Genomic DNA, 18,336 nt, shown 5'->3' on the forward strand with positions numbered 1-18,336 from the left:
GGCCCGCCCCTCTCCGGATAGACTTGCCCGTTGTGACCGCGTCTTCCCCCCGCAGCGAACAGGCCCCTCTCGACCGCGAGACCGCCGGCTCGTCCGCCGCCGTCCTCCCCGCCGCCGTGCTGTGGGACATGGACGGCACCCTCGTCGACACCGAGCCCTACTGGATGGCCTCCGAGCAGGAGCTCGTCGGCTCGTTCGGCGGCACGTGGACGCACGAGGACGGCCTGCTGCTGGTGGGGCTCGGTCTCTGGAACTCGGCGGAGATCCTCCGCTCGCGCGGTGTGGCGATGGAGGCCGATGAGATCGTCCACTGGCTGACCGATCGGGTGCAGCAGAAGCTCGACGAGGAGGGCGTGCCGTGGCGGCCCGGCGCCCGCGAGCTGCTCGAGTCGTTGCGTCAGCGGGGCATCCCGACCGCCCTGGTCACCATGTCCGTCCGCCGGATGGCGGAGCAGATCGTCGGCCACATCCCGTTCGACGCCTTCGACGTCATCGTCAGCGGCGACGAGGTGGAGGAGCCGAAGCCGGCGCCCGAGCCGTACCTCCGCGCCGCCCGCCTGCTCGGCGTCGAGCCGCGCGACACCGTCGCCATCGAGGACTCGCTGGTCGGCCTGGCCTCCGCCGTCTCGTCGGGTGCCGCCACCATCGGGGTGCCGCACATCGTGCCTCTGCCCGAGTCCGACGAGCACACGCTGTGGGAGTCGCTGAAGGGACGCACCGCGGACGACGTCGTCGCCGTCGCCCGCGCGCGCCGCGAGGGGGAGACCCGATGAACGAGAGCCGACGCAGCTCCGGCCCGTTCCGCGCGGGCGACCGCGTGCAGCTGACGGGCCCCAAGGGCCGCATGAACACGATCACCCTCGAGCCGGGCAAGCTGTTCCACAGCCACCGCGGGGTGCTGGAGCACGACGCCATCATCGGCCTCCCGGACGGCTCGGTCGTCACGAACAACGCGGGGGTCGAGCACCTGGCGCTGCGGCCGCTGCTCACCGACTTCGTGATGTCCATGCCGCGCGGCGCCGCGATCGTCTACCCGAAGGACGCGGCGCAGATCCTGGCGCTGGCGGACATCTTCCCCGGGGCCACCGTGGTGGAGGCGGGTGTCGGCTCCGGCGCCCTGTCGCTGTGGCTGCTGCGCGCCATCGGCCCCGAGGGACGCCTGCTCTCGTTCGAGCGCCGGGAGGAGTTCGCCGACGTCGCACGCGGCAACGCCGCGACCTTCCTGGGCGGCGACCCGGAGAACTGGACGCTCACCGTCGGCGACCTGCAGGATGCGCTCCCGGCGGCGGTCGAGCCCGGCACCGTGGACCGCGTGGTCCTCGACATGCTCGCCCCGTGGGAGACGCTGGACGCGGTCACCGACGCCCTCAAGCCCGGCGGCGTCGTGATCTGCTACGTCGCGACCGTCACCCAGCTGTCGCGCGTCGCCGAGGCGATCCGCGCCTCCGGCGACTACACGCACCCGCAGTCGAACGAGACGATGGTCCGCGGCTGGCACGTGGAGGGCCTGGCCGTGCGCCCGGACCACCGCATGATCGCGCACACGGGCTTCCTGATCACCGCGCGCCGCCTCGCACCGGGAACCGTTCTGCCGGAGCTCAAGCGCCGGCCCTCCAAGTCCGACTACTCGGACGCGGATGTCGAGGCCTGGACCCCCGGCGCGCTGGGGGAGCGGGAGTCGAGCCCCAAGAGCCTGCGGAAGCGGATGCGCGAAGCGGCCGCGAGCGCCGATCTCGCGAAGTCGCGCGACACCGCGACCGTGCACGAACCCTCAGGCGACGCGGACGAGGACGCTCCGGGCGTCGGCTAGCATGAATGGGCTGCTCCCAGCCCCGATCGAAAGAGAACCCGTGCGCAGAGTGACCATCGGAAGAACGTCCGCGATCGTGGCCGCCGCCGCTCTGGTGGCCGTCGCGCTGACCGGATGCTCGACCAACCCGAACGCCGACTGCGGCTCCGCACTGCCCACGGGCAACGCGTCGAACCTCGTCGAGGCGACCGGGAAGATCGGCTCGAAGCCGAAGATCACCGTTCCGACGCCGCTCGACACCACGAAGTCGGAGCGCACCATCATCACCGAGGGCACCGGCGAGAAGGTCCAGCGCGGCCAGGTCGTCGAGATCCAGTACACGATCCTCGACGGTGCGACGGGAGAGGTGCAGCAGACCTCCTACGGCAGCGGCGACACGTACCCGCTCGCGCTCGGCTCGGGCAACGAGGCGCTGAGCAAGGGCCTGCAGTGCGCGCCCGTCGGCTCGCGGGTCGCGGTCGTCGTCTCGCCGAAGGACGCCGGCGGCAGCGGCGCGACGACGTCCGGCATCATCGTCGTCGACATCATGAAGGCGTACCTCCCGAAGGCGGACGGCGCCGTCCGTCCCTCGCAGAACGGCTTCCCGACCGTCGTGCTCGCCCCGACCGGGCAGCCGGGCATCACCATCCCGTCGGCCGGCGGCGCGCCGAAGACGGTCCGCACCGAGGAGCTGAAGTCCGGCGACGGCGCGTCCGTCAAGAAGGACTCCATCGTCATCCTCCAGTACACGGCCGTGGGCTGGGAGAACAAGAACGTCGTCTTCTCGAGCTGGCAGTCGGGTTCGCCCGACCTGGTGTCGATCAAGAGCGGCCAGAGCCAGCTCAACCAGGCGCTGCCGCAGGGCGTGCTGGATCAACTGGTCGGCAAGAAGGTCGGCTCGCAGGTCGTCATCAACGCGCCCGCCGAGGGCCAGGTTCCGGCCGCCGCCTGGGTGGTCGACATCCTCGGGGTGCGCTGACCCGCGGACTAGGATGGACGGGTGTCCCGTTCACCCGTCTCGCCCGCGCGCGTCCCCGTCGAGGAGCGTCTGTTCAGCCTCGTGCTGGCGTTGCTCGCGACGGAGAACGGCCTGACCAAGAGCGAGATCCTCTCGACCGTGCAGGGCTACCGCCAGCGGTATGAGCCGCACGGCGACAACAGCAGCCTGGAACGGCAGTTCGAGCGCGACAAGGATGACATCCGCGAGCTCGGCGTCCCGCTCGAGACGGTGGAGGCGCCCGAGGCGTCCGGCAACAATCAGCTGCTGCGCTATCGCATTCCCAAAGGGGCATACGACCTCCCGTCCGATGTGAGCTTCTCGCCGGAGGAGCTGACGCTGCTCGGTCTCGCCGCGGCGGTGTGGCGCGAGGGGTCGCTGTCGGGCGAATCCCGGCGCGCGCTGATGAAGCTCCGCTCCCTGGGAGTCGAAGCGGACGACCCGGTAGTCGGCTACGCACCGCGGCTGCGGGTGCGCGAGGCGGCGTTCGAGCCATTCAGCCAGGCGCTGGAGCGCCACGTCATGGTGCAGTTCCCGTACCTGAAGCCCGGCGAGAGCGCGTCCCGGCAGCGCACCGTCGCGCCGCTCGCGCTGGTGCAGCACCAGGGCCGCTGGCACCTCCAGGGCATCGATCAGGATGCGCTCGAGTCGCGCACCTTCCTGCTGTCGCGCGTCGTCGGTCCGGTGAAGCTCACCTCGCGGGTCTTCGACCCCGAGCAGTACCGCGTCGGCGGCGAGGCGTTCGCCGAGCGCGCCCTCCTCGAGCTGGAGCGGATCTGGGAGTCGAACGTCGCCGAGATCGAGGTCACGGCCGGCACGGATGCGGCGACCCGGCTCGGTAAGCGCTACGGTGACGCCGTCCCGGTGGGGGCCGACGGCGAGCCCGTGCGGCTCACCGTGAACTTCTCGGACAGCAACATCCTGGCCGACCAGCTGGCCTCCTTCGGCCCCGAGGTGCTGGTGCTGGCGCCGCAGGAGCTGCGGGAGCAGGTGCTGCAGCGGTTGGAGGCGGTGGTCGACGCTCACGCCGGCGCCACGAGCTCCGGCGCCGCACATTCCGGCGCCGCAGACGAAGGTGCAGCGACGGGGGAGCGCGCCGATGGCTGAACGGCGGAAACCGATGCAGGCGCAGGACAAGCTCGCCTTCCTGCTCGCCCTCGTGCCGTACCTGATGGACCGCGACCGCGTCAGCGTCGCCGAGGCGGCCGAGCACTTCGGCGTGGAGCAGGACCAGTTGCGCGACGCCGTCCGCCTGATCGCCGTCTCGGGCATCCCCGGTGAGACGAACGCGTACCAGCCGGGCGACCTCTTCGACATCGCCTGGGACGACTTCGAGGAGAACGACCAGATCGTCCTCACCCACCAGGTCGCCATCGACGACTCCCCGCGGTTCTCGGCCCGGGAGGCGGCGGCCCTGATCGCCGGGCTGCAGTACCTCACGGCGCTCCCCGAGAACGCCGACCGCGACGCGATCGGCTCGCTGATGGCCAAGCTGGCGCGCGGCGCGTCCGCCGCACCGAGCCAGCTCGCCGTCGCGCGATCCGAGACCGACGAGGCGCTGGCGACGATCCGGGATGCGGTCCTCGCGGGCGTGCAGGTCGAGTTCGACTACCTCAGCTCCCGTGGTGAGCGAGAGCGCCGGCGCGTCGACCCGCTGCGGATCGAGTCCGTCGACCAGGACTGGTACCTGCGCGGATGGGACCATCTGCGCACAGCGATCCGCACCTTCCGCCTCGACCGGATCGACGACCTCGTCGCCACGACGGAGCCGATCACCTACCGCCCGGGCGACGTGAAGCTGCCGGAGACGCTGTTCACCGGCACGCCGGAGGACCTGCTGGTGACGGTGGAGGTCTCCGCATCCGCCATCCCGCTGATCGAGGACTACATCCCCGAAGGCGCGGAGCGTCAGGAGCGCGGGGGCGTCATCCGCACGAGCCTGCGGGTCGCGCACTTCCACGGACTCAAGCGACTGGTCGCCGGCCTCTCCGGCGTGCTCACCGTGCTCGACCCGCCGGAAGCGCGTCAGGTCGTCGCGGGGTGGGCCCGGGCCGGGGTGGAGCGCTACCGCGACGCCGCGGAACCCGGCCGCTAGGCTGTCGGCATGCCCTGGTGGTCGTGGCTCGTGATCTGGACCGTGCTCGTGCTCGGTCTGCTCGGCGAGCTCGCGTACTTCGCCTGGTCGCTCTTTCGCAAGGTGGTCGCCGCAGGACGGGAGGCGGCCGCGCTGATGGACAAGGCCGAGGTGCTGTCGCAGCGGGCCGAGGAGCTCCACGACACCTTCGAACCGGCGGTACTCGCCGACGTGGACGTGCTGCGGGCGGAGCGCGAGCAGCACCTCACCGAGCGCGCCTATGCGCGGCAAGCTCGCAGGGACGCCCGGGTCCGACGCGGTAGACTACTGGTCGATGTGGATCCGGCTACGGTTCCGGATCGCTTCGCCCACCTTTTGAGAAGGACCTGATCTCATGTTCGCAGGACTGACCGGATGGCATCTGCTCATCATCCTCGCCGTGATCCTGCTGCTGTTCGGTGCGCCGAAGCTCCCCGCGCTCGCCAAGAGCATCGGCCAGTCGATGCGCATCTTCAAGGGCGAGGTCGACGAGCTCAAGAAGGACGGCAAGTCCGACCAGCCGGCCGACGGCTCCGCGCAGAACACCACCGCACAGAACACCGCCGCGCAGAACACCGCCGCGGCCAACCCGGTCGCGCAGGCTCCGGTGGCGCAGGCTCCGGTGGCGCCGACGGTCACCCCGGTCGACCCTTCGACCGAGCCCAACCCGAAGTCCTAGTCCGGTGGCCTCCACGAAGCGAGGCTCGAACCGCGAAGGACGGATGACGCTCGCCGAGCATTTCATCGAGCTTCGCAAACGCCTCTTCCGCTCGGCTCTGGCCCTCCTGGTCGGTTCCGTCGTCGGCTGGTTCCTCAGCGACTACGTGATGAATGCGATGCGCGGCCCGATCACGGCGATCGCGACGCAGCAGGGCCGTGAGGCGATGCTCAACTACGACAGCATCACCGGCGCCTTCGACCTGAAGATGCAGGTCGCCATCACGATCGGCGCCATCATCTCCAGCCCGGTCTGGCTCTACCAGATCTGGGCGTTCTTCGTCCCCGCGATGACGCGGAAGGAGAAGAAGTACGGTTTCGGCTTCTTCTTCACCGCCGTGCCGCTTTTCGTGGCCGGCGGCGTGTGCGGCTGGCTGCTCGTGCCGCACATCGTCAGCCTCCTCACGAGCTTCGCCCCGGAGGCGGACTCGGCGATCATCGGCGCGAAGACGTACTTCGACTTCATCCTGAAGCTCGTCATCGCCGTCGGCATCGCGTTCGTCCTGCCGGTGTTCCTGGTGCTTCTCAACTTCGTCGGCGTGCTCAGCGCGAAGTCGATCATCGCCTCGTGGCGCTGGGCGCTCATCCTGATCGCTCTCTTCACGGCCATCGCGACGCCCGCGGCGGACGTCCTCTCGATGTTCCTTCTGGCGATCCCGATGGTGGCGCTCTACTTCGCCGCGTACGGCGTCGCCTGGCTGCACGACCGGCGCGCGGCGAAGAACCAGCTGCGGCTCGAAGCCGAACTCGCCGCCTGATCGGAGGCATAGGCTGGTCGTGTGACCGACCAGACGCTCTCGCCGGCGGAGCGGTACGCCGCCTCCCGCGACCGGGCCCGCCAGCCCCTGCTCGAGACCTTCCGCGAAGGGCTCCGGTTCGATCTGGACCCGTTCCAGCGTGAGGCGTGCGCCTCGCTCGAACGCGGCCGCAGCGTGCTCGTCGCGGCGCCGACCGGCGCGGGTAAGACGATCGTCGCGGAGTTCGCGGTGTTCCTCGCCATGCGCGAGGCGAACGCCAAGGTGTTCTACACGACGCCGATGAAGGCGCTGAGCAACCAGAAGTTCCAGGAGTTCGTCGAAGCGTACGGCCCCGAGTCGGTCGGCCTCCTCACCGGCGACACCAACATCAACTCGCGCGCCCGGATCGTCGTGATGACGACCGAGGTGCTGCGCAACATGCTGTACGCCGACTCGGACCTGCTCACCGACCTCGCCTACGTCGTCATGGACGAGGTGCACTACCTGGCCGACCGCTTCCGCGGGGCCGTGTGGGAGGAGGTCATCATCCACCTGCCGTCGGAGGTGCGGATGGTGTCGCTCAGCGCCACGGTCTCGAACGCCGAGGAGTTCGGCGACTGGCTGCAGGCGGTGCGCGGCGACACGGACGTCGTCGTGTCCGAGGAGCGCCCGGTGCCGCTGGAGCAGCACATCCTGATGCGCTCGAAGCTGATCGACCTGTTCGACTCGTCGGGTCTGGCGGCGACGAACCGGGTGAACCCCGAGCTCGTGCAGATGGCCCGCTACGGCGGCCGGGTACTGAGCAGCCGGCAGATGCGCGACGTCGGGCGGTACCACTCGAAGGGCGGCCGCCCCGACAGCTTCCGGATGAACCGCGCGGACCTGGTCGCACTGCTGGATGACCGCAACCTGCTGCCCGCCATCTTCTTCATCTTCAGCCGCAACGGCTGCGACGCCGCGGTGAAGCAGGTGCTGCGCGCGGGGGTCCGGCTCACCGAGAAGCACGAGCGCGATGAGATCCGCGAGATCGTGGAGGAGCGCTGTCGCACGCTGCTCGACGAGGACCTTGCTGTGCTCGGCTACTGGGAGTGGCTCGAGGGCCTGGAGCGCGGCGTCGCCGCCCACCACGCCGGGCTGCTGCCGGCCTTCAAGGAGGTCGTCGAGGAGCTGTTCCGCCGGAAGCTCGTGAAGGTGGTCTTCGCGACGGAGACCCTCGCCCTCGGCATCAACATGCCCGCCCGCACGGTGGTGCTGGAGAAGCTGGAGAAGTTCAACGGGGAGGCGCGCGTCCCGATCACGCCGGGGGAGTACACGCAGCTCACCGGCCGTGCCGGCCGCCGCGGCATCGACGTCGAAGGTCACTCCGTCATCCAGTGGGAGGACGGGCTCGATCCGCAGTCGGTGGCGTCGCTCGCCTCCCGCCGCAGCTACCCGCTGAACTCCAGCTTCCGTCCGACGTACAACATGGCGGTCAACCTGATCGATCAGTTCGGGCGGCCGCGCACGCGCGAGATCCTGGAGTCGTCGTTCGCGCAGTTCCAGGCCGACCGCGCCGTGGTCGACCTGGCGCGCAAGGCGATGCAGCAGGAGCAGTCCCTCGCCGGGTACGAGGAGGCCATGGCCTGCCACCTCGGCGACTTCCGCGAGTACTTCAGCATCCGCCGCGAGCTCACCGACCTGGAGCGCAAGGGATCGCGCATCGAGAACGCGTCGAACCGCGAGCGGGAGCAGCGCCAGCAGCAGCTCGCGGCTCTGCGCAAGCGGATGAAGGACCACCCCTGCCACCGCTGCACCGAGCGGGAGCAGCACGCCCGCTGGGCGGAGCGCTGGTGGAAGCTGAAGCGCGACACCGATCGCCTGCGGTCGCAGATCCAGTCGCGGACCGGAGCGGTGGCGAAGGTCTTCGACCGCGTCTCCGACGTCCTCCTCGAGCTCGGCTACCTGGCCGACGAGGACGGCGAGACCGTGCTGACGGTGCACGGTCGCACGCTGAAGCGCATCTACGGCGAGCGTGACCTGCTGGTCGCGGAATGCCTGCGCCGCAACGTCTGGGAGGACCTCGACGCGCCGGGCCTCGCTGCGATGGCCTGCGCGCTCGTCTTCGAACCGCGCCGCGACGAGGGGCTCGCGAGCGAGCGCACGCTGCCGCGCGGCGCCTTCCGGCCGGCGCTGGAGAAGACCACCACGTTGTGGAGCCGCCTCGACGATCTCGAGCAGGAGAACCGGCTTCCCGGCAGCGAACCGCCGTCGACCGCGATCTCGCTCGCGATGTGGATGTGGTCCCGCGGCTCCGGGCTGGATGCGGTGCTGACCGAGGCCGACATGGCCGCCGGCGACTTCGTCCGCTGGGCCAAGCAGACGATCGACCTGCTCGACCAGTTGTCGCTGGTGGCGCAGGGGAACGTGGGCCGCGTCGCCCGCCAGGCGCTCGAGTCGATCCGCCGCGGGATCGTCGCCTACTCGTCCGTCGCCTGAGCGACGCGGCGCCGCGACGCCCCGGTAGTTCCTGAGCCGCCGCCACATCCGGATGCTTTAGGCTCTCCCTTCGTGCGCACCCCCTCCCGAGCCCCGCTTCCGCTCTGGCTCGCGGTGCTGCTGGCGGCGGCTGCAGGCCCTGTGCTGGACGCCGGTTTCCCGGACAAGGATGTGTGGCCGCTCACGTTCGTCGGCATCGCCATGGTGCTGCTGGCCCAGCGGGGACGCCGTGCCGGCTCGGGCTTCCTCGTCGGCTTCGTCGCGGGCGTCTCGTTCTACCTCGTGCACGTCGCCTGGACGGCCCTCTATCTCGGACCGGTGCCCTGGGTCGCGCTGTCGGTCTTGGAGGCGCTGTTCTGGGGCGCGGGCGGCGTCCTGCTGACCCTCGCGTACCGCTGGGTGCCGCGGGCGTTCCCGACGATGCTCGGGCGGCTCGGCCTGCTGCCCGTGGTGATCGGCGGCCTCTGGGTGCTGCGGGAGTTCGTGACCGGCACGTGGCCGTACGGCGGCTTCTCGTGGGGGCGCGTCGCCGAGTCGCAGTCGACCAGCCCGCTCGCGCCGATGGTCGCGTGGCTGGGGATCTCGGGCGTCAGCTTCGTGATGGTGTGGCTGGTCGCCCTCCTGGTGGAGTCGCCCTTCACCGTGGAGATGCGCTCGGCATCCCGCGCCCTGCTCGCCGGGATCGCGGTCGCACTGGTCTTCGCGGTGCCCGCCTGGCCGGCGACGACGCACGGGACCACGCGGATCGCGGCGGTGCAGGGGAACGGCCCCGCCGGGTACTTCGACAACGCGCCGGAGGGCGCCGTCTTCGACACGCAGGTCACCGAGACTCTGCAGATCCCGGCGAAGGAGCGCACCGGCGCGAACCGCGTCGACATGGTCGTGTGGCCGGAGGGGTCCGCGCTGCCGGATCCCACCCGCGATCCCCAGACGGCGGAGGCTCTGGATGCGCTCGGGCGGCTCTACAAGGCGCCGTTCATCGTCGGCACGATCACGCAGCGCGACGACAAGCTGTACAACACGTCGCTGCAGTGGGAGGCCGGGCGCGGCGCCGTCGACTACTACGACAAGAAGCACCCGGTGCCGTTCGGGGAGTACGTGCCGGACCGGGCGTTCTGGCGGCCGTTCGCGCCGTCGCTGATCGATTTGATCGGCCGCGACTACACGCCGGGGACCCGGGACAACGTGTTCGACGTGGGCGGAGTGCGCGCGGGCATCTCGATCTGTTTCGACATCGTGGACGACCAGCTGCTGACCGACATGATGCGCGGGGGAGCGCAGGTGATCCTGGCGCAGACGAACAACGCCGACTTCGGTGAGACGGACGAGAACCAGCAGCAGCTCGCCATCGCCCGGCTGCGGGCGATCGAGTCCGGCCGGTCGCTGGTCAACATCTCCACGGTCGGCAGCAGCCAGATCATCGGGCCGGACGGGAGCACGATCAGCTCCATCGCGCCGTTCAAGCCGGGTCACATGGTCGCGGACGTGCCTCTCGGGACGACGACCACCCCGGCGACGCTGCTCAGCCGGGGGATCGAGTTCCTGGTCGCGGGGCTGGGCCTGTTCGGGCTGTTCGCCGCGTTTGTGGGCCGACGGAACCCGTCACTGCTGCCTCTCGTTCCGCTGCAGGAGCCGCGGCGCACGCAGCGGACATGAAAAGGCCGTCCTCACCTCGACGGTGAGAACGGCCTCCGCCTGCTGATGTCAGGCGCTGTGCTTGTGCTCGCTGGTTCCCCGGCGCGCCCGCAGGTACTGCAGGCGCTCCTCGAGGAGCTCCTCCAGTTCGGCGCGGGTGCGGCGCTCGAGCAGCATGTCCCAGTGGCTGCGCGGCGTCTTGACGTCCGAGTGGTCGACCTCGACGGGGGTGTCACCGACGAGCAGAAGGGCCTCATGCCCGCAGTGCTTGCACTCCCAGGTGTCGGGGGCCTCGGCCTCGGCCGAGAACACCACCTCGGTGTCCTTGCCGCAGGCAGAACACAGGTAGGTGTAACGGGAACGCGGAGAGTAGACGACGCCTTCTTCGCTCTGTAAGCTCTGGGCGCCGAGTCTCATACCGCGCAAGCTTCGATCTGCCATTGTGTGGTCTCTCCTCTGTGCGCGAATCCTCACAGTTATAAACCGTCAAGCTGGGGATTATCTTTCCGGGGCGCCGTTTCTCCCAGTGCCCTCACAGAGTCACCGGCGCCGCGGCGGCGCGTTCAGCGGCGGGCGTCGACCGCCCGGCGGAGCACGTCGCAGCGGTCGGTCACGATGCCGTCGACGCCGGCGTCGAGCAGGCGGATCATGTCGCCGGGCTCGTTCACCGTCCACACGTGCACCTCTGCTCCAGCGGCATGGATGCGCTCCACCGTCCGCGGGGTCACGATGCGCAGAGGTCCGCGCCGCTCGGGCACCTGGACCGCGGCGAACGGGGCGAGCGAGCGGCGCACGAGGGCCGAGAGGCCGAGCTTGGCGCCGGCGATCACCGGCAGGAACTCGGAGACGGCGGGGGAGCAGGCGACGCCGGGCAGCTGATCGGCGACGGCCTTCCGCCGGTCGGCGGCGAAGCTGGTGATGAGCACGCGGTCGGTGGCGCGGGCCGCGCGGATGGCCTCCACCGCGGAGGCGGCGGCACGCGCATCCTTGACGTCGATGTTGAAGCGCGCGGCGGGGAACGCCTCGAGCGCCTCGGCGAGCGAGCAGAAGCTCTGGCCGTGACCGAGATCGATGCGGCGGAGCTCGGAGAGCGTCAGCTGCGCAACCTGGACGTTGCGTCCGGCGACCCGGGAGAGGTCCGGGTCGTGGGCGATGACCGCGACGCCGTCGGCGGACGCGTGGATGTCCGTCTCGAGGTGCGTCGCGCCCGCGTTGAGCGCGCGGAGGAACGCCAGGAGCGTGTTCTCCGGCGCGTCGAGTGCCAGGCCGCGATGCGCGATGACGCGCGGCGGCCTGCCGTCGAGGAAGCTCACGATCCGGGCGGGGGAGCGGGCGATTCCGTCGGTGCGATGGGCCCGGCGTCTGCGGTCGCCGCGGTCGCCGCGGCCGCCGCCGTCGGCGCACCGGCCGCAGGCGCCGCACCGGGCGCGAACGCGGTGCCGATGCCCTTGAGGGCCTCGGTGAGCTCGCTCGGGATGATCCACAGCTTGTTCGCGGGGCCGTCGGCGAGCTTCGGAAGCGTCTGAAGGTACTGGTAGGCGAGCAGGAGGTTGTCCGGGTTCCCCTTGTGGATGGCCCCGAACACCGTGGTGATGGCCTGCGCCTCGCCCTCGGCGCGTAGCACGGCGGCCTTCGCGTCGCCCTCCGCCTTCAGGATCGCCGCCTGCCGCAGACCTTCCGCGTTCAGGATCTCGGACTGCTTGGTGCCCTCGGCGGTCAGGATCACCGCACGGCGGTCCCGCTCGGCGCGCATCTGCTTCTCCATCGAGTCCTGGATGGAGAGGGGCGGCTCGATCGCCTTGAGCTCGACGCGCGCCACCCGGATGCCCCACTTGCCGGTGGCCTCGTCGAGGACGACGCGCAGCTGTCCGTTGATGTTGTCGCGGCTGGTCAGCGCCTCTTCGAGGTTCAGCCCGCCGACCACGTTGCGGAGCGTGGTGGTGGTGAGCTGCTCGACGGCGCCGAGGTAGTTGGCGATCTCGTAGGTCGCGGCGCGCGCGTCGTTGACCTGGAAGTAGACGACCGTGTCGATCGACACGACCAGGTTGTCCTCGGTGATCACCGGCTGCGGCGGGAACGACACCACCTGCTCGCGCATGTCGATGAGCGGGCGGACCTTGTCGATGAACGGCACGACCACATTGAGCCCCGGCATGAGCGTCTTGTGGTACCGGCCGAGCCGCTCCACCACTCCGGCGCGGGCCTGCGGGATGATGCGGATCGCCCGGAACAGCGTGACCAGCACGAAGATCGCGATGATCAGGACGATCACGCTCACGACGATGGTCACGACGAGCTGGGTCGAATCGGTCACGGCGCGATCCTCTCGGTAATGCCGTCGGTTCCAGCGGAGACCGGTGCGGGGGCGACGACGGCGGTGGCCCCCTCGATCGAGACCACGACGACCTGTTCGCCCGGCACGAGCTCCGTTCGGGAGCCGTCGGGGGAGTCGAGCCGCGCGGTCCACGTCTCGCCGACCTGCAGCTTCACGAGGCCCGTGGCGCGGGTGACGGTGGAGACGACGACGCCGCCCATCCCGATCAGCCGGTCGACGTTGCTCTTCGCCGGGTCTCCGCCGCGCTTCAGCGCATGCAGGAGGGGCGGCCGGATGAAGAAGATCAGCACGACGGACAGCACGGCGGCGATGATCAGCTGCAGCCACCAGGGCGCTCCGAACAGACCGGAGAGGAGCCCGCCGAGGCTGCCGATGGCCATCATGAGGAAGACGAAATCGAGGCTCAGCATCTCGATGATGACGAACACGAGGATGAGGACCAGCCACACGATCCAGGCGAAGGATGCGATGTCCATGGCGTCCCCCTTTCACTGCTTGATATGACCGTACCAGGACGCACCGGCGGCGGATCCGACCCACTTGGTAGTCTCAGGATGCAGACATCGACGCCGAGGAGTATTCGTGGCAAACCCCCTTCCCCCTGGTTCGCTGACGGGCAAGCGCGCCCTCGTCACCGGCTCGTCGCGCGGTATCGGAGCCGACACCGCGCAGTACCTCGCGGAGGCGGGTGCGAGCGTGGTGATCAACTACCGCAACAAGGAGGCGCGCGCGATCAAGCTCGTCGACTCCATCGTCGCGAACGGCGGCACCGCGATCGCGATCGGCGCGGACCTGACCGATCAGGAGTCGGTTGCGGCCATGTTCCGGTCCGTCTCGGACGCCTGGGGCGGCCTCGACGTGCTCGTGCTCAACGCGTCCGGCGGCATGGAGTCCGGCATGGCCGAGGACTACGCGATGCAGCTGAACCGCGACGCGCAGGTCAACACCCTGACCGCGGCCCTCCCGCTGCTCGGCGAGGGCGCCCGGGTCGTCTTCGTGACCAGCCACCAGGCGCACTTCATCCAGACGACGCCGACGATGCCGGAGTACGAGGCCGTCGCGCTGAGCAAGCGTGCGGGTGAGGACGCGCTGCGCGCGCTGCTCCCGCAGCTCGAGGAGAAGGGTGTGGAGTTCGTGGTCGTGTCGGGCGACATGATCGAGGGCACCATCACCGCCACGCTCCTCAACCGGCTCAACCCGGGCGCGATCGACGCCCGCAAGGAGGCGGCCGGACGCCTGTACAACGTCAGCGAGTTCGCGGCCGAGGTCGCCGCGGCCGTGATCGACCCGATCCCCGCCGATCACACCCGCCTCGTCGGCGACGTGTCGAGCTTCACCCCGATCGCCGAATGAAGGCCGCCGATCTCGACCTGCTGGTCGGCGTCTCGACCCCGACGGTCCACCCCGGAGGGGGCCGGGCCGTCGTCGCCGTCACGCACCCCTCGCTCAGCGCCGACGCGACGGTCGGTCAGCTGTGGACCATCCCGCTCGGCGGTCACGCCGCACCGAAGCTCCTGACGCGCGGCTTCCGCGACACCGCGCCGCGGTTCTCCCCGGACGGGCGGCTGCTCGCCTTCCTCCGTGCCGAGCCGAAGCGCCCGCCGCAGCTCTTCGTGGTCGACGCGGCCGGCGGGGAGCCCGTCGCGGTCACGGACCGCAAGCTCGGCGTGACCGAGTTCGACTGGTCGCCCGACGGCCGCACGTTGGCGTTCGTCAGCCGCGAGCCGGAGCAGGGCCGCTACGGCACCGTGGAGGGCATCGACCCGAACGGGGAGCCCGCGCGGCGCATCCAGTCGCTCAAGTATCAGGCGAACGGCGTCGGCTACACGATCGACCGGCGGGCGCACGTCTTCGTCGTGTCCGTGCCCGACGTCTGGGCGGCGCCGTCGCCCGTCCCGGCGCCTCGGCCGGACGGGTCCTCGGACCCGGCGCCCGCCGTGGCCGAGCCGCGTCAGCTGACCGACGGTCCGTGGGACGACGGCTCGATCTCGTTCTCGCCCGACGGGCGGAGGATCGCCTTCATCTCGGCACGCCACGCGAGCCGCGACGTCGACCTGCGATCGAACGTCTTCACCGTTCCGGTGGAGGGCGGGGACGCGCGCGACCTCACCGGGCCGCACGGGTCGTACAGCATGGTGGACGCCCGCTTCGCTCCGGGTGGCGCGCTCTTCTTCACGGCTCAGGATGTGGGCGAGAGCGGCCGCGACTTCGTCGCCAAGAACACGGCGCTGTACGTGATCGAGGCCGACGGCGAGACGCCCCGGAGGCTCACGGATCCGGAGCCGGTCGACCTGACCGAGTCGTCGATCGTCCCGGTCCGCGACGACGCCGTGCTGGTGCAGGACCGTCGTCGCGGAGCCCTCGTGCTGGTCGAGGTCGACGCGGCGGGGGAGAGTCGCGACCTGACGGACGAGCGCACCGTCGTCGGCGGCGCCGGCGTCGCGGGCGAGACCGTCGTGGTGTCCTTCGCCGACGCCCGGACCTCCGGCGACGTCGCCGTCGTGGACTCGGGCGGCCTTCACCGGCTGACCGACCTGTCGGCTCCGCTTCGCGCGACCGGCATCGTCGAGCCCGTCGAGCTCACGGTGACCGGTCGCGACGGCTACCCGGTGCACGGGTGGGTGCTCACGCCGGAAGGCGAGGGTCCGCATCCGGTGCTTCTCAACATCCACGGCGGCCCGTACGCGGCCTACACCGGCGCCCTGTTCGACGAGGCGCAGGTCTACGTCGCCGCGGGCTACGCGGTCGTGATGTGCAACCCGCGCGGCGCTGCAGGTTACGGGCAGGAGCACGGTCGCGTCATCCGTCAGCGGATGGGCACGGTCGACCTGGCCGACGTGCTGGACTTCCTCGACGGCGCCATCGCCGAGACGCCCGGTCTCGACCGGGAACGCGTCGGCATCATGGGCGGCTCGTACGGCGGCTATCTGACGGCGTGGACGATCGCGCACGACCACCGCTTCGCGGCGGCGATCGTCGAGCGCGGGTTCCTCGACCCGGACGCCTTCGTCGGGACGAGCGACATCGGCAGCTTCTTCGGCGACGAGTACACCGGCACCGACCCCGAGCTGATGCGGTCGCAGAGCCCGCAGGCGGTCGTCGACCGGGTGCGGACGCCGACGCTCGTGCTGCACTCGTCGAGCGACCTGCGCTGCCCGCTCAGCCAGGCCGAGCGCTACTACGCGGCGCTGAAGCGGCGCGGCGTGGAGACGGAGCTGGTCGTCTTCCCCGGGGAGGACCACGAGCTCAGCCGGAGCGGACGGCCGCGGCACCGCCGGGAGCGCTTCGACATCATCCTCGACTGGTGGGCGGAGCATCTGCCCAGCCGCAGCAACCACCGCTGAACGACGAACGGCCCCGCTCGCATCCCGAGCGGGGCCGTTCCGTGTCGTGCGTGCGGTCAGGCGACGCGCGGTGCGGCCGGGGTCGTGTCCGTGGCCTTGAGGACGTCGCGGCCGAAGGTGAAGGCGCGGACGATCCCGATGACGCCGAGGACGATCAGCGCGATCGCCGCGAACAGCAGCAGGAACGCGGCCGACGAGACCGGCAGGACGAGCACCACGATGCCCGCGAGGATGCTCAGGATGCCGAACGTGATCGACCAGCCCGCGGAAGCGGAGCGGCCGGCTTCGGCCAGCGCCATGACGCCCTCGATGATCCAGCCGACGCCGATGAACGCGACGGTGAAGATCACCAGCGTGACCGCTGCGGCGGAGACGTTCTTGAGCGCCACGATCCCGACGAAGATGAGCAGCACGCCGAGGATGATGTTGAGCGCACGCGCGCCCCCGCGCATCCCGCGGCTGAAGATCCCGACGCCGAGACGCAGGATGCCGGCGACCAGGAAGTAGATGCCGAGGAAGACCGCGAGCACGGCGATGGTCTTCTCGGGCCAGAACAGCAGCACGATGCCGAGGATCACGCCGATGGCGCCGCTGATGCCGAGCGCGGTGCGGATGGCGTTGATGGCGGAGCGCGTCATCTGACGGGCGTCCAGGGAGAACTCGTGCAGCATCGGGTCGGTGGGGTCGTTCACGCTCATTGCTTCATCCCTTCGCAGTGGCGGCCGCCAGTGTGGCGGTTGGTGCTGACATTAGCGCTCCGGACGCGCGGTGTCAGGAGGTGTTCTGCGGCGCGCTCGTAGGGTGGCACGGCGGGCAGGCCGCTGAGTCAGCGGGTGGCGGCGGAGATGATGCGTTCGAGGCCCCAGCGCCAGGCCTCGTCGACGTCGCCGCCGAGGCCGAACAGCCCGCCGAGTTCCATGGTGATGAACCCGTTGGCCCACGCGGTGAGCAGGCGGGCGGCGTCCAGGGCGTGATCCGGACCGGCCAGCTCGGTGACGGCGTCGAGGAGGGGAGTGGCGCTGCGCGCGACTGCGTCCGGGTCCGGTCGGGGTGCGCTGTGCGCGGCGAACACCAGTCCGAAGCCGGCGGGGCGCTCGTGCGCGAAATCGCGGAGCGCATCCGCCTGCGCCGCGAGCCGGCGTGCCGGGTCCGGCTCGCCACGCGTGTCTTCGAGGCGCGCGGTCAGGTCGTCCAGGGTCGCGGCGACGACGAGCGCCAGAAGCTCACGACGGTCGCGCACCCTCTTGTAGAGGGATGGCGCCCGCACTCCCACACGCTCGGCGACGGCCTGCATGGTCAGGCCGTCGAGGCCGCCGGTCTCGAGGAGCTCGCGCCCTGCGGCGACGATCGCATCGCGGGAGGTCTTATCGGGGGTCGGCATGCTTGCATCTCCTGCTCATAGCTAACTAGCATAGCCATCATGGAACTCGCACCGGGACTTCGCCGCATCGGCAACGACATCATCGCCGTGCACCTCATCGTCACCGACGAGGGGATGACCCTCATCGACACGGGCCTGCCGGGACACTACGCCGACCTGACCCGGGAGCTGGCGGCTCTCGGACGGCCGCTCAGCGACATCAAGGGCATCGTGCTCACCCACGGCGACAGCGACCACACCGGCTTCGCCGAACGCCTGCGGTCGGAGCTCGGCATCCCCGTCTATGTGGGCGCCGGTGATGCCGCGCGCGCCATGGGGGAGAAGCCCCCGTCGCCGCCCAAGGACCGGCGCCGGATCGGCCCGGTGATCGGCTTCTTCGCCTACGCGATCCGCAAGGGCGGCGTGAAGATGCCGCGGGTCAAGGAAGTCGTGCCGGTGGACGACGGGGATGTGCTCCCTCTGCCGGGAGCGCCGGAGATCATCGGGATGCCCGGTCATTCACCGGGCAGTGTGGCCATCCACGTGCCCGCTGCCCGGGCAGTGTTCGTGGGTGACGAGCTGACCACCCGCAGTGTTCTCACCGGCGAGAGCGGCCCTCAGCCGGCGCCGTTCACGGACGACCAGGCCGGGTCGTCGGCGTCGCTGGAGAAGCTGGCCGGGTTGGACGTCGACTTCGTCATCCCGGGGCACGGCCCGGTGTGGACGCAGGGCGCGCCCGCGCTGGTCGCCGCGTACCGAGCGGCGGAGGCGGCCCGCCGCTGATCGACGACGGGCGGTCCCGAGCGCTGACCTTCTGACGCGGCCCCCGGACAC

19 protein-coding genes are annotated in these 18,336 nt (G+C 70.5%); 13 read left to right on the top strand and 6 right to left on the bottom strand.

Annotated elements, in window-relative coordinates; all coding sequences use genetic code 11:
* The first annotated feature begins 32 nt into the window (after positions 1-32).
* The 10 genes from ACTJI1_RS07080 to lnt all read left to right on the top strand — a co-directional run bounded on the left by ACTJI1_RS07080 (position 33) and on the right by lnt (position 10,484).
* Complete coding sequence (locus tag ACTJI1_RS07080) at positions 33-773, top strand: HAD family hydrolase (RefSeq protein WP_440742043.1); 741 nt, start codon at positions 33-35, stop codon at positions 771-773.
* Entirely contained in the window at positions 770-1,810 is a 1,041-nt protein-coding gene (locus tag ACTJI1_RS07085) for a tRNA (adenine-N1)-methyltransferase (protein ID WP_310129399.1), read from the top strand. Before ACTJI1_RS07080 ends, ACTJI1_RS07085 begins: the two co-directional genes overlap by 4 nt.
* 40 nt (positions 1,811-1,850) lie before the next feature.
* Positions 1,851-2,768, top strand: a complete 918-nt coding sequence (locus ACTJI1_RS07090) for an FKBP-type peptidyl-prolyl cis-trans isomerase (RefSeq protein ID WP_440742044.1) — start codon at positions 1,851-1,853, stop codon at positions 2,766-2,768.
* A gap of 21 nt (positions 2,769-2,789) precedes the next feature.
* The gene (locus ACTJI1_RS07095; RefSeq protein WP_440742045.1) at positions 2,790-3,893 is read left to right on the top strand and encodes a helix-turn-helix transcriptional regulator; all 1,104 of its coding nucleotides are present in this window, start codon (positions 2,790-2,792) and stop codon (positions 3,891-3,893) included.
* Positions 3,886-4,881, top strand: a complete 996-nt coding sequence (locus tag ACTJI1_RS07100) for a helix-turn-helix transcriptional regulator (protein ID WP_310129395.1) — start codon at positions 3,886-3,888, stop codon at positions 4,879-4,881. Before ACTJI1_RS07095 ends, ACTJI1_RS07100 begins: the two co-directional genes overlap by 8 nt.
* Before the next feature lie 9 nt (positions 4,882-4,890).
* A complete protein-coding gene (locus tag ACTJI1_RS07105) occupies positions 4,891-5,250 on the top strand; it encodes a hypothetical protein (protein ID WP_440742046.1) in 360 nt (119 codons plus the stop codon).
* A gap of 4 nt (positions 5,251-5,254) precedes the next feature.
* Positions 5,255-5,578, top strand: coding sequence for a Sec-independent protein translocase subunit TatA (gene tatA, locus ACTJI1_RS07110; protein WP_440742047.1), 324 nt, complete (start codon positions 5,255-5,257; stop codon positions 5,576-5,578).
* Positions 5,579-5,621: 43 nt separating this feature from the next.
* Positions 5,622-6,374, top strand: a complete 753-nt coding sequence (gene tatC, locus ACTJI1_RS07115; protein ID WP_310129390.1) for a twin-arginine translocase subunit TatC — start codon at positions 5,622-5,624, stop codon at positions 6,372-6,374.
* A gap of 21 nt (positions 6,375-6,395) precedes the next feature.
* Positions 6,396-8,828: a DEAD/DEAH box helicase gene (locus ACTJI1_RS07120; RefSeq protein WP_440742048.1), complete on the top strand. Its 2,433-nt coding sequence runs from the start codon at positions 6,396-6,398 to the stop codon at positions 8,826-8,828.
* A gap of 72 nt (positions 8,829-8,900) precedes the next feature.
* Positions 8,901-10,484, top strand: a complete 1,584-nt coding sequence (lnt, locus tag ACTJI1_RS07125; protein WP_440742049.1) for an apolipoprotein N-acyltransferase — start codon at positions 8,901-8,903, stop codon at positions 10,482-10,484.
* 48 nt (positions 10,485-10,532) lie between these two features.
* Here the strand turns inward: lnt and ACTJI1_RS07130 are convergent, their stop codons facing one another.
* From ACTJI1_RS07130 to ACTJI1_RS07145, 4 genes are all read right to left on the bottom strand, one after another.
* Positions 10,533-10,904, bottom strand: a complete 372-nt coding sequence (locus ACTJI1_RS07130) for an RNA polymerase-binding protein RbpA (RefSeq protein WP_310129385.1) — start codon at positions 10,902-10,904, stop codon at positions 10,533-10,535.
* Positions 10,905-11,026: 122 nt separating this feature from the next.
* Positions 11,027-11,776 carry a glycerophosphodiester phosphodiesterase family protein gene (locus tag ACTJI1_RS07135; RefSeq protein WP_440742050.1) on the bottom strand — a complete coding sequence of 250 codons (750 nt, stop codon included), beginning with the start codon at positions 11,774-11,776 and terminating at the stop codon, positions 11,027-11,029.
* Entirely contained in the window at positions 11,773-12,777 is a 1,005-nt protein-coding gene (locus tag ACTJI1_RS07140) for an SPFH domain-containing protein (protein ID WP_440742051.1), read from the bottom strand. Before ACTJI1_RS07140 ends, ACTJI1_RS07135 begins: the two co-directional genes overlap by 4 nt.
* Complete coding sequence (locus ACTJI1_RS07145) at positions 12,774-13,274, bottom strand: NfeD family protein (protein ID WP_310129381.1); 501 nt, start codon at positions 13,272-13,274, stop codon at positions 12,774-12,776. The genes ACTJI1_RS07140 and ACTJI1_RS07145 overlap by 4 nt, the downstream gene beginning before the upstream one ends.
* A 106-nt stretch (positions 13,275-13,380) precedes the next feature.
* Between ACTJI1_RS07145 and ACTJI1_RS07150 the strand changes: the two genes are divergently transcribed.
* Both ACTJI1_RS07150 and ACTJI1_RS07155 read left to right on the top strand, forming a co-directional pair.
* Positions 13,381-14,151: an SDR family oxidoreductase gene (locus tag ACTJI1_RS07150; RefSeq protein ID WP_440742052.1), complete on the top strand. Its 771-nt coding sequence runs from the start codon at positions 13,381-13,383 to the stop codon at positions 14,149-14,151.
* Complete coding sequence (locus tag ACTJI1_RS07155) at positions 14,148-16,142, top strand: S9 family peptidase (protein WP_440742053.1); 1,995 nt, start codon at positions 14,148-14,150, stop codon at positions 16,140-16,142. The genes ACTJI1_RS07150 and ACTJI1_RS07155 overlap by 4 nt, the downstream gene beginning before the upstream one ends.
* A 56-nt stretch (positions 16,143-16,198) precedes the next feature.
* Here ACTJI1_RS07155 and ACTJI1_RS07160 read toward each other — a convergent pair whose 3' ends face one another.
* Both ACTJI1_RS07160 and ACTJI1_RS07165 read right to left on the bottom strand, forming a co-directional pair.
* Positions 16,199-16,840, bottom strand: a complete 642-nt coding sequence (locus ACTJI1_RS07160; RefSeq protein WP_310129374.1) for an HdeD family acid-resistance protein — start codon at positions 16,838-16,840, stop codon at positions 16,199-16,201.
* Between the two features lie 128 nt (positions 16,841-16,968).
* Positions 16,969-17,523: a TetR/AcrR family transcriptional regulator gene (locus ACTJI1_RS07165; RefSeq protein ID WP_440742054.1), complete on the bottom strand. Its 555-nt coding sequence runs from the start codon at positions 17,521-17,523 to the stop codon at positions 16,969-16,971.
* Positions 17,524-17,562: 39 nt separating this feature from the next.
* Between ACTJI1_RS07165 and ACTJI1_RS07170 the strand changes: the two genes are divergently transcribed.
* Positions 17,563-18,285 (top strand): MBL fold metallo-hydrolase, encoded by a 723-nt coding sequence (locus ACTJI1_RS07170; RefSeq protein ID WP_440742055.1) that lies wholly within the window; start codon positions 17,563-17,565, stop codon positions 18,283-18,285.
* The last annotated feature ends 51 nt before the right edge of the window (positions 18,286-18,336 follow it).

The organism is Leifsonia sp. 22587 (assembly GCF_052044215.1).
GTDB classification, from domain to species: Bacteria; Actinomycetota; Actinomycetes; order Actinomycetales; family Microbacteriaceae; genus Leifsonia; species Leifsonia shinshuensis_C.

Excerpts from the sequence above, each read along its gene's own strand:
- ACTJI1_RS07165 (WP_440742054.1), bottom strand. The coding sequence starts at position 17,523 with ATGCCGACCCCCGATAAGACCTCCCGCGATGCGATCGTCGCCGCAGGG.
- ACTJI1_RS07130 (WP_310129385.1), bottom strand. The coding sequence starts at position 10,904 with ATGGCAGATCGAAGCTTGCGCGGTATGAGACTCGGCGCCCAGAGCTTA.
- ACTJI1_RS07105 (WP_440742046.1), top strand. The coding sequence starts at position 4,891 with ATGCCCTGGTGGTCGTGGCTCGTGATCTGGACCGTGCTCGTGCTCGGT.
- tatA (WP_440742047.1), top strand. The coding sequence starts at position 5,255 with ATGTTCGCAGGACTGACCGGATGGCATCTGCTCATCATCCTCGCCGTG.
- ACTJI1_RS07145 (WP_310129381.1), bottom strand. The coding sequence starts at position 13,274 with ATGGACATCGCATCCTTCGCCTGGATCGTGTGGCTGGTCCTCATCCTC.
- ACTJI1_RS07085 (WP_310129399.1), top strand. The coding sequence starts at position 770 with ATGAACGAGAGCCGACGCAGCTCCGGCCCGTTCCGCGCGGGCGACCGC.
- tatC (WP_310129390.1), top strand. The coding sequence starts at position 5,622 with ATGACGCTCGCCGAGCATTTCATCGAGCTTCGCAAACGCCTCTTCCGC.
- ACTJI1_RS07170 (WP_440742055.1), top strand. The coding sequence starts at position 17,563 with ATGGAACTCGCACCGGGACTTCGCCGCATCGGCAACGACATCATCGCC.
- ACTJI1_RS07155 (WP_440742053.1), top strand. The coding sequence starts at position 14,148 with ATGAAGGCCGCCGATCTCGACCTGCTGGTCGGCGTCTCGACCCCGACG.
- ACTJI1_RS07160 (WP_310129374.1), bottom strand. The coding sequence starts at position 16,840 with ATGAGCGTGAACGACCCCACCGACCCGATGCTGCACGAGTTCTCCCTG.
- ACTJI1_RS07100 (WP_310129395.1), top strand. The coding sequence starts at position 3,886 with ATGGCTGAACGGCGGAAACCGATGCAGGCGCAGGACAAGCTCGCCTTC.